At 66.3% G+C, this 9,983-nt stretch carries 9 protein-coding genes and 1 pseudogene; 9 read left to right on the plus strand and 1 reads right to left on the minus strand.

The features are described 5' to 3' along the window. Positions 1 to 26 precede the first annotated feature (26 nt). The 6 genes from B2Z70_RS13255 to B2Z70_RS13280 all read left to right on the plus strand — a co-directional run bounded on the left by B2Z70_RS13255 (position 27) and on the right by B2Z70_RS13280 (position 7,135). Entirely contained in the window at positions 27 to 1,001 is a 975-nt protein-coding gene (locus tag B2Z70_RS13255) for an SDR family NAD(P)-dependent oxidoreductase (protein WP_292983858.1), read from the plus strand. Positions 1,002 to 1,160: 159 nt separating this feature from the next. Next, positions 1,161 to 1,433, plus strand: coding sequence for a spike base protein, RCAP_Rcc01079 family (locus tag B2Z70_RS13260; RefSeq protein WP_292983860.1), 273 nt, complete (start codon positions 1,161 to 1,163; stop codon positions 1,431 to 1,433). Next, positions 1,430 to 1,951, plus strand: coding sequence for a hypothetical protein (locus tag B2Z70_RS13265; RefSeq protein WP_292983862.1), 522 nt, complete (start codon positions 1,430 to 1,432; stop codon positions 1,949 to 1,951). The genes B2Z70_RS13260 and B2Z70_RS13265 overlap by 4 nt, the downstream gene beginning before the upstream one ends. A 264-nt stretch (positions 1,952 to 2,215) precedes the next feature. Further along, complete coding sequence (locus tag B2Z70_RS13270; RefSeq protein WP_292983864.1) at positions 2,216 to 3,937, plus strand: SulP family inorganic anion transporter; 1,722 nt, start codon at positions 2,216 to 2,218, stop codon at positions 3,935 to 3,937. A gap of 130 nt (positions 3,938 to 4,067) precedes the next feature. Next, complete coding sequence (locus tag B2Z70_RS13275; protein WP_292983866.1) at positions 4,068 to 6,185, plus strand: sugar phosphate nucleotidyltransferase; 2,118 nt, start codon at positions 4,068 to 4,070, stop codon at positions 6,183 to 6,185. A 17-nt stretch (positions 6,186 to 6,202) separates the two neighbouring features. Beyond that, positions 6,203 to 7,135 (plus strand): ABC transporter substrate-binding protein, encoded by a 933-nt coding sequence (locus tag B2Z70_RS13280; protein WP_292983868.1) that lies wholly within the window; start codon positions 6,203 to 6,205, stop codon positions 7,133 to 7,135. On the opposite strand, the gene B2Z70_RS13285 is transcribed toward B2Z70_RS13280, so the two are convergent. Then, the gene (locus B2Z70_RS13285; RefSeq protein WP_292983870.1) at positions 7,136 to 8,002 is read right to left on the minus strand and encodes a LysR family transcriptional regulator; all 867 of its coding nucleotides are present in this window, start codon (positions 8,000 to 8,002) and stop codon (positions 7,136 to 7,138) included. It abuts the gene before it with no gap. Positions 8,003 to 8,111: 109 nt separating this feature from the next. On the opposite strand from B2Z70_RS13285, the gene cysG reads away from it, so the two are divergent. The 3 genes and pseudogenes from cysG to B2Z70_RS13300 form a co-directional block, all read left to right on the plus strand. Beyond that, positions 8,112 to 9,512 (plus strand): siroheme synthase CysG, encoded by a 1,401-nt coding sequence (cysG, locus tag B2Z70_RS13290; protein ID WP_292983872.1) that lies wholly within the window; start codon positions 8,112 to 8,114, stop codon positions 9,510 to 9,512. Then, a complete protein-coding gene (locus B2Z70_RS13295; protein WP_292983874.1) occupies positions 9,509 to 9,811 on the plus strand; it encodes a DUF2849 domain-containing protein in 303 nt (100 codons plus the stop codon). Before cysG ends, B2Z70_RS13295 begins: the two co-directional genes overlap by 4 nt. Continuing rightward, a pseudogene (locus B2Z70_RS13300) lies at positions 9,804 to 9,983 on the plus strand (nitrite/sulfite reductase); the annotation flags it as partial. The gene B2Z70_RS13295 and the pseudogene B2Z70_RS13300, both read left to right, overlap by 8 nt.

Consider the following 9,983-nt stretch of genomic DNA (forward strand, 5'->3'; position numbering starts at 1 on the left):
ATTATGTCAGCGTGGGGCGATAGGTCATGAGCACGCCCGTCCTGGTCACCGGCGCCGCCGGCTTTATCGGCATGCACGTCGCCCAACGCCTGCTCGAACGGGGTGAGCGTGTGGTGGGAGTCGACAACTACAACGACTACTACGATCCCGGGCTGAAGGAGGCGCGCGCGGCCGAGCTGTCCCAGCATACGGCCTTCGAGATGGTGCGCGGAGACATTGCCGACCACGCCATGATCGGCGCGCTGGTGAAGCAGCATGGCGTGAAGCGGATCGTCCATCTCGCCGCCCAGGCGGGGGTGCGCTATTCGCTGGAGAACCCGTTCGCCTATGAGCGCTCCAACCTCGCCGGGCACCTGTCTTTGCTGGAGGCGGCGCGCCATAACGGCGTCACCCACATGGTCTACGCCTCCTCGAGCTCGGTCTATGGCGACCGCCCGCTCGACGGCAAGGGCTTCAGCGAGGACGACCCCACCGTCACCCCAGTCTCGCTCTACGCCGCCACCAAGCGTTCGTGCGAGCTCCTGAGCCAGAGCTATGCGCATCTTTACGGCTTCCCGCTGTCCGGCCTGCGCTTCTTCACGGTCTACGGCCCCTGGGGCCGGCCCGACATGGCGTACTTCAAGTTCAGCCAGATGATGGCGCGCGGCCAGGCCATCGAGGTCTATGGCGAAGGCAAGATGGCGCGCGACTTCACCTATATCGACGACATCGTGGACGGCGTGATCGGCGTTCTGGACAACCCGCCCCCCACCGGCGGGCACGAGGTCTACAATATCGGCGACAGCCATCCGGTCGGCCTGATGGACATGATATCCACGCTGGAACAGGCCCTGGGCCTTGAGGCGGAGAAGATCATGCGCCCCATGCAGCCCGGCGACGTCACCGCCACCTATGCCGATGTGAGCAAGCTGCGCGCCCTGACCGGCTACAAGCCCAAAGTCATGCTGGCCGAGGGGCTTGAGCGTTTCGCCGCCTGGTGGAAGGCCTATTACGGCCACTAGACCCGGCCGGTTATCCCCGCCCGCACACCCGGAGCCCGGCCCGCCGCGCCCCGGCCATGACCGTCGCGGCCCGCCGCCCCGCGCCAGCCCCTGTCCGCGGGCGCCCGCATTGCGCCTAGGCTTTCAGCGCTCACCCAAGCCAAGCTGAAAGGCCTTGCCATGACCCAAGCTGTCCCCGCCCAACGCGCCGCCGCCGCCACAGACCCGCTGCGCCGCGCCGCCAATCTCGCCCTCACCCCCGGCCAGACGACCGCCCTGCCCTTTGAAAGCCGCGCCGTGCTGCTGGGCCTGGGCGGCGATCTCAGCGTCACCCTCGCGGGCGGCGACAGCCTGACCCTGCCCGCCCTGCGCGAGGGCGTGCTCTACCCCCTCGCCCTCACCCATATCCATGAGGCCGGCACCACCGCGGCCAGCATCACGGTGCTGGCATGATCGGCTTCGGGCCAGAACTGGTCAGCGGCGCCCCGGCCGACGGGCCGGTGCGTCTCGATGTGAACGGGCTGCGGCCCGATCTGTGGCCGCGCAATGGCGTCAGGGTCGAGCCCGACCCGCTGCCCGCCCCCTTCACGCCCGCCCGCCTCATCAATACGGGCGGGGAGACCTGGCATCGCTGCAATGTCGAACTGAAACGACCGCTGAGGATCGGGGAGACGGTGTGGATCCGCGTCCGCACGGCGGACGGGACCAGCCAGAACCGCCGGATCGGCCCGATGGGGCCGGGCAGCCTTGCGAGCCTCCTCACCGGACCGCTCTCCAATCTGGAGGTCACCCGCGAACAGATCGGCCCCCTGACCCTTGTCTCCAACACCGCCCTGCCGGACGGCAGCGCCGACCTGGTGCTGAGGTATGAGTGTCAGGCGGAGGGGGTGGAGTTTATCGCGGTTGGGCCGGAGACAAATATTATTGGAAGGCACCTAACAGTTTACTATTTCGTCGCCCAATCCGCCTAAAAATGAAATTCAATCATGATTGAATTACTCCTATTATTTTTTAAATCATTGTCATTGGTACAATCCTACGTGCGCGCTACGCAGAGTTGGCAAGACAATAGAGCAGCACTCTTACAACCTTAAAGCACTTGGCTAGCAAAGCTGAACAGAAATCCAGTTTGATTCTCTTAAGCAAGCAGATTGCAAACAAAGATCAGCTCAGTCCCAGTAAGGGTTAGCGACGGTTTGCAGATCCCGCCGCAAATCAGAAAGGCCCCCGACCCCATGGACCGCTTCAAACGCTATTTCCCGGTTCTGGATTGGGGACGCGACTATGACAGGGCGGCCCTGAGCGAGGATCTGACAGCGGCGGTGATCGTCACCCTGATGCTGATCCCGCAATCGCTGGCCTACGCCATGCTGGCCGGTTTGCCGCCCGAGACCGGGCTCTACGCCTCGATCGCGCCCATCCTGCTCTATGCCGTGTTCGGCACCAGCCGGGCGCTGGCCGTGGGCCCGGTCGCCGTGGTCTCGCTGCTGACCGCATCCGCGATCGGACAGGTGGTCGAACCGGGAACCGCGAGCTACGCCGCGGCGGCGCTGACGCTGGCCTTTCTGTCCGGCGCAATCTTGCTGGTGCTGGGCGTGTTGCGACTGGGCTTTCTGGCGAATTTTCTCAGTCATCCGGTGATCGCCGGTTTCATCACCGCCTCCGGGGTTCTCATCGCCGCCAGCCAGCTCAAGCATGTGCTGGGCGTCGAGGCCTCGGGTCATTCGCTGATCGAGCTGACGATCTCCCTGGTCCGGCATGCGGGCGACATCCATGCGCCGACTCTCGCGATCGGCGCGGGCGCAATGGCGTTCCTGTTCTTTGTGCGCACCAGTCTGAAAACCGTCCTGACCACGCTGGGCCTGCCGGACCGGATTGCGGGCTTCATCACAAAGACCGGTCCGGTCTTCGCGGTGCTTGTGACAACGGCCCTGACCTGGGGGCTGGACCTTGAGGCGCGCGGCGTCGCCGTGGTCGGCGTCGTGCCCCAGACCCTGCCGCCCCTGACCGCGCCGGACTGGTCGCCAGACCTGATCCGCGCCCTGTTCATTCCCGCCGTCCTGATCTCGATCATCGGGTTCGTGGAGTCGGTCTCGGTCGCCAAGACCCTCGCCGCGAAAAAGCGCCAGCGCATCGACGCCGACCAGGAACTGATCGGACTGGGCGCGGCCAATCTGGGCGCGGCGTTCACCGGCGGCTATCCCGTGACGGGCGGCTTCGCCCGCTCGGTCGTCAATTTCGATGCCGGCGCGCGCACGCCCGCCGCAGGAGCCTTCACCGCCCTCGGGCTGGCGCTCGCCGCCCTGACCCTGACGCCCCTGATCTACTATCTGCCCAAGGCGACGCTCGCCGCCACCATCATCGTGGCGGTGCTGAGCCTGGTGGACTTCTCGATCCTGAAGGCCACCTGGCGGTATTCCACGTCCGATTTCATCGCGGTCTTCGCCACCATCGCATTGACCCTCTCCCTGGGCGTCGAGGCGGGCGTTGCAGCCGGGGTCGGCCTGTCCATGCTCCTGCACGTCACCAAGACGTTCAAACCCCATATCGCCGAGGTGGGCCGCGTGCCGGGGAGCGAGCACTTCCGCAATATCCACCGCCACCAGGTTGAGACCACGCCCTCGCTGCTCACTCTGCGGATCGATGAGAGCCTGTACTTCGCCAACGCCAACTTCCTCGAGGACATGCTTCTCAAGCGACTCAGCCAGAATGCCGAGGCGGTCCGGGACGTCGTGCTGATGTGCTCGGCGGTGAACGAAGTGGATTACTCCGCGCTTGAAACCCTGGAGGCGCTCAACGCGCGTCTTCACGACATGGGCGTGCGCCTGCACCTGTCCGAGGTGAAAGGGCCTGTCATGGACAAGCTCAAGCACACCCATTTCCTGACCGCGCTGACGGGCGAGGTCTTCCTGTCCCAGCATGATGCGTGGACAGCGCTGACCCAAGACGAGCGCTGATGGGCGGCGCTCCGGATTGAAGCCCTTTACTGAGTGACGGACACTCACACAAAACATTGCAAGGCTTAAGGCGAGCTGCGATAGCTGACGCACGGTCTGGACGGATACGGATCAACGGGGGAGAGCCAACATGACCAAAGTCACGCCCGTCATTCTGTGCGGCGGCGGCGGCACCCGGTTATGGCCCCTGTCCACCCCGCGCACCCCGAAACAATTCCTGCCCCTGACCGGCCCGCAATCCATGGTGGCCGAAACCCTGTCGCGCGTCAGCGATGAAGGCCTCTTCAATCCCGCCATGGCCGTGGGCTCCTTCCGGCACAAGGATCAGCTGCAGGCCGAGCTTCCGGGCGTGAAGCTGGTGCTGGAGCCCATGGGCCGCAATTCCGCGCCGGCCATCGCCGCCGCCACCTTGCTGGCCGAGCCGGACGAGATCCTCCTGATCCTGCCGGCCGACCATCACATCAAGGACGTGGCGGCCTTTCACCGCGCCATCCGCAACGCCCAGCCCGCCGCCTGCGAAGGCCAGATCGTGACCTTCGGGATCAATCCCGACTTCCCGGCCACCGGCTATGGCTATATCGAGGCGCTCCCCGCCGACAGCGCCGCCAAGCCTGTCGCGCGCTTTGTCGAGAAGCCCGACGTTGAAACCGCGCGCACCTATATCGAGACCGGACGCTTTTACTGGAACGCCGGCGTCTTCATGTTCACCGCGCGTGTGATGCGCGAGGCGCTTGAGGCCCATGCGCCCGATATTCTTCAGAGCGTCGAGGCGGCCCTGGACGAACACGGCCAGCTCGATCGCACCCTGTTCGCCAGATGCCGCTCTGAATCCATCGACTATGCGGTGATGGAAGCGGCGAACAATATCGCCGTCCTGCCCGTATCGATGGGATGGAGCGATGTGGGCGATTTCCGCGCCGTGCACGCCCTGCACGCCGAAGCCACGCACGACCCCAAGGTTCTGCGCGGGGCCGTGGTCGCGCCCGGCGCCGAACGCGTCTTCATCCAGTCTTCAGGCCCGAAGGTGGCCGTCCACGGGCTGGACGCCATCGCCGTCATCGCCACCCGTGACGCCGTGTTGGTGTCGAGCCTGGACGGCGCGGCGGGGATCAAGCCCGCCGTTTCCGCCATCCAGACCCTGGGCCAGACCCTGTTGCGCGCCGATCAGCGCAAATCCCTGGGCGACTGGCTCTGGAACACGGTGATGCCGGGCTGGGCTGCACGCGCCGTCGATCCGGCTTCGGGCGGGTTTGTCGAGGGGCTTGATCTGAGCGGCGAAGCCGCGCCGAATCTCCACCGGCGCGGACGGGTCGCCCAGCGCCAGCTGTTCAGCTTCGCCCGCGCCAAATCCCTGGGCTGGAATCCGGACGGACTCGCTGATCAGGTCATCGATGCGGCGGTCGCCTTTCTCAATGGTCCGGCCCGCGCGCCCCAGGGCGGCTGGGCGCATGGCTTTGACGGTCAGGGCAAGATCAATGATCCGCGCCGCGATCTCTATGATCACGCCTTTGTGGCGCTGGCGGGTTCCGAGCTCGCCGCCCTGGGCGATGCGCGAGGCGAAGCGCTGGCCGAGGAAGCCTTCGCCCTTATCGACGAATTGTTCGCCGACGACATCTATGGCGGCTGGGTCGATCACGAGACCGGCGGCGGCGGCAAGCTGTCCAATCCGCACATGCACCTTCTGGAAGCCAGCCTGCGTCATTACGAGGTGATGGGCGATCCGGCGTCGGCCGCGCGCATCCAGACGATCGCCACCCTGTTTGAACGCTTCATGTTCGCGCCGGAAACCGGCGCGGTTCTGGAGCGCTTCGGTCCGGACTGGACCCGGGTGCGGGATGACCGGATCGAGCCCGGCCATTGTTATGAATGGATCTATCTGCTGAGCGAGACGGACCGGTTGATCGGCCGCGATTGCGGCAGCTGGCTGCGCCGCATCTACGCCTTCGCCGAGCGTGAGGGCATTCGCAACGGCCTGGCGCTGGACGTTCTGGGCAATGGCGCAACCACCTATCGGTTGTGGCCCCAGCTGGAACGCCTGCGCACCTATATCACCCTGGGCTCGCCCCAGGCCCCGGTGAAGGCGATGATCGACGAGATCAACGCCCGCTATCTGCAGAAGGGCCCCGCCCATGGCTGGGTTGACCGTCTCGACGCGGAGTTCGAACCCGCAGTCGATCATGTGCCCGCCAGCATGGTCTATCATCTGATGACCGGCATCGCGCCTTTCGTCGCCCCGCCCAAATCCTGATCCGAGCCTTTCGCGGCATGCGCATCGCCTCCCTCCTCGCCAGCTCGACCGAAATCGTCGCCGCTCTGGACCTGACCGATGATCTGGTCGCCGTCTCCCATTGCTGTGACTGGCCGCCGCAAGTCAGGGACCTGCCCGCGCTGACGAGCGCCCTCTTTGAAGCGCAGACCGCCCGCGACATTGATGAGGCGGTGCGCGCCAAACTGCAGGGACAGGATGCGATCTACGCGCTCGATGCGCAGGCGCTGGCCGCGCTCAAGCCCGATCTCGTGATCAGTCAGGCGCTCTGTGATGTGTGCGCCGTCTCCGGCGCGGAGGTCAGCACGGTCCTGAGCGATCTCGATCCGCAACCGACGCTCGTCAATCTCGAACCCTATTCGCTGCGCGACATTCTCGAGACGATCACCATGATCGGCGAGGCGGCGGGCGTTGCTGATCGCGCGGCCGAGCTTCGCGCCAGCCTTCAGGCGCGCATCGACGCGGTGGCCGCGCGCAGTCAGGCGCTCCCCGGTCCGCGCCCGCGCACCGTGCTGCTGGACTGGACCAGCCCGCCCTTCATTGGCGGCCACTGGATGCATGAGCTCCTGACGCTGGCGGGCGCCGAGGATGCGGGCAATACCGCAGACCGGCCCAGCTGGACGACGAGCTGGAACAATCTGCACGCTCTCAACCCTGAGCGTCTGGTGATCGCGCCATGCGGCTTCCCCGCCGCGCGCACGCTTGAGGACATCGCCGGCGATCAGGAGGCTGTGGCTGCGCTGCGACAGCTCGAAGCCCGGGGCTGTCAGCTTATTGTGTTTGACGGCAATCGCCTGTTCAGCCGATCGAGCCCGCGCATTGTCGACAGCCTCGAAGCGCTGGCCCACTGGCTGTGGCCCGATCACCATCCCGCGCCCGATATCGAGCCGGAGATGGGCCCGGTTCACCCGCTGTCTCGGCTCGACGCCTGATCAGAGCTCGCCCGCGAGATCCTGACGCGCCGCTGCGCAGGCCTTCAGATGCTGGGCCAGACGGGTCGCGGCGGCCGACGGCGACCGCCCCGCAACGCCTTGCAGGAAATACGCCTGGTCCGTCGGCTGATCCCCGTCGGCAAATACGGGCGCGAGGCGCCCGGCGCGGATGGCGTCATAGGCGAGCGGCTTGCGTCCCAGCACGATGCCTGCGCCCTCTTCGGCCAGCGCCAGCGCCGCCAGCGAGTCCGCCGCCCGCAGGCGCGGCTGCGCTTCAAGGCCATAGCCGCCCCGCGCGCTGAGCCATTGCGCCCAGCTCAATCCGCTGGCGCTGTCCTCGATCAGGGGCAGGGTTTCAAGCACCGCCAAACCCGCATCCGGCGCGACCAGACCGGGCCGCGCGAGCGGGGTCAGCACCTCGTCCATGATGCGATCCGCGCCCGCCGGCGCCGTAGCGACAGAGGAGCGCGTCAGGGTCAGCTCCGCCTCTTCACCGCGCGCCACCAGCCTTATGGCGGCGTCCGTCGAGGCCAGGTCCCGGCCAAGCCAGGCGATCATCACATCGTGATCCGCGGCAAGGGTCAGCGTCGGGGTCGCCTGCATCGCACGCAGGGCGGCGCTGGCCTCTCCCATCAGCTCGAAACCGCGCCGCAAGGGCTCCAACGCCGCCGCGCCGCGCTCGGTCAGGATCAGCGTCTTGCCCTGCCGTTCAAACAGCGCTTCGCCAATCAGGGCTTCGAGCTGGCGCACCTGCTGGCCCACGGCGGCGGGCGTGACATTGAGCTCCTCCGCCGCGCCGACAAATCCGCCCTGACGGGCGGCGGCCTCGAAAGCGCGCAGGGCATTGAGCGGAGCCAGACCGGCCATGGATCACCATCGAAAAGAATTTCTTTCTATATGACGCAAAAATACTGATTTGTAAAAAGCTATACTGACAGCGAGAGTGCGGGCCGCATTACGAGAAGGCCTTAGTGTTATGGATCAGTTCCTGCCCGCCATCCCCCTGAAGGACGCCCGCGTGGTCGTTCTGGGCGCCGGAGAGCCCGCGCTGAACAAGCTGCGCCTTTTCCGCACCGCCCCGTGCGAGCTGGTCTGGTGCACGCTGGGCGTCTCTCCGACCCTGCCGTCGGATCTCAACCCGAACACCCGGATCGACACCCGCGCCCGCCCCCATGACGTGTTCAGGGGCGCCCGCCTCGTCTTCATCGGGATCGAGGATGAGAAGCGCGCGATCAAGCTGGCTGCGAAAGCCCGCAAGGCTGGCGCGCTGGTCAATGTGGTCGACAATCTGCCGCTCTGCGATTTTTACACCCCCGCCCTTGTGGATCGCGGCGCCATCACCATCGCCCTGTCCTCGGGCGGCGCCGGACCGATCCTGGTGCGCGATCTTCGCAGCGCGATCGAGACCGTCATCGCGCCGGGCATTGGCCTGCTGGCGGAAACCGCGCGCGGTCTGCGTCAGCGGGTCATGGACGCCTTCCCGAGTGTGGAGGCCCGCCGCAAATACTGGGAGCGCGCTCTGCGCGGTCCCGCCGCCCAACTGGCCGATGCAGGCGATGAAGACGGCGTGCGCGCCGCCCTGATCGACGCCCTGAAAGACGACGCCCCCGCCAGCAAGGGCGTAGTGCATCTCGTGGGCGCGGGTCCGGGTGATCCCGAACTTCTGACCGTGAAGGCGGCCCGCCTGATCCGTGATGCGGATGTGATCGTGCATGACCGTCTGGTCTCACCCGAAATCATCGACCGTGCGCGCCGCGATGCGCACCGCATTGATGTGGGCAAGCGTCAGGGCGACCATCCGGTGCCGCAGGAACGCATTTGCGAAATCCTGATCGAGCAGGCGAAACTCGGCCGCCGGGTCGTGCGTCTGAAAGGCGGAGACAGCTTCATCTTCGGTCGCGGCGGTGAGGAAGTCGACGCCGTGCGCGCTGCGGGCATTGAAGTCCATGTCACCCCGGGCATCTCCGCTGCTCTCGCCGCCGGCGCCCAGGCGCAAATTCCGCTGACCCATCGTGATGCGGCGCAGGCCGTGACCTTCGTCACCGGCCGTCCCAAGTTGGGCGGTCCCGATCTCGATTACACAGCCCTCGCCGCCTCCACCCACACCCTCGTCGTCTATATGGGCGTCGCGGTGGCCGCGACCCTGTCGCGCCGCCTGGTCGAGGCCGGCCGCTCCCCCGCCACCCCGGTGGGGATCATCGAGAACGCCAGTCTGAGCACCGAGCGCCGGGTTTTCACCACGCTGGGCGCCCTGGCGCACACGATCTCGACCGAACAGCTCAATGGCCCCGCCGTCCTCGTGATCGGCGATGTGGTCGCCTATGCGCCTGAACACCTTTCAAGCCTGAGCCAGAAAGCGCTGGAGCACGCCGCATGAAAACCATCACCGCAAACCGGCTGACCGATGGCCGCGTGGTCTATCTGACGCCCGAGAAAAGCTGGACCGAAAACGCGGATCTGGCTGTCCGTCTTGAGGATGACGCCACGGACGCCGCGCTCGAAACGGCGCTCCGCGATGTGCTGACCGTCGTCGGACCCTATCCGATTGACATCGACGCCGAGGCTGAGGGGTTCTCTCCTGCAGGCCGCAAGCATGTGCGCGAGACCATCCGCCTGTCCGGCCCCAGCGCAGGCTCGACCAAGCTGGCCTCAAGCACCGGGGGCGCGCATGTATAAGTATGACGAGATCGACCGCGCGGTTCTGGACGCCCGCACGGCGGAGTTCCGCGAACAGGTCCATGCCCGCCTGTCGGGCGCGCTGAGCGAGGACGAGTTCAAGCCGCTGCGCCTGATGAACGGCGTCTATCTGCAGCTGCACGCCTATATGCTGCGCGTGGCCATTCCCTAT

The organism is Oceanicaulis sp. UBA6590 (assembly GCF_002433705.1).
Taxonomy (GTDB): domain Bacteria; phylum Pseudomonadota; class Alphaproteobacteria; order Caulobacterales; family Maricaulaceae; genus Oceanicaulis.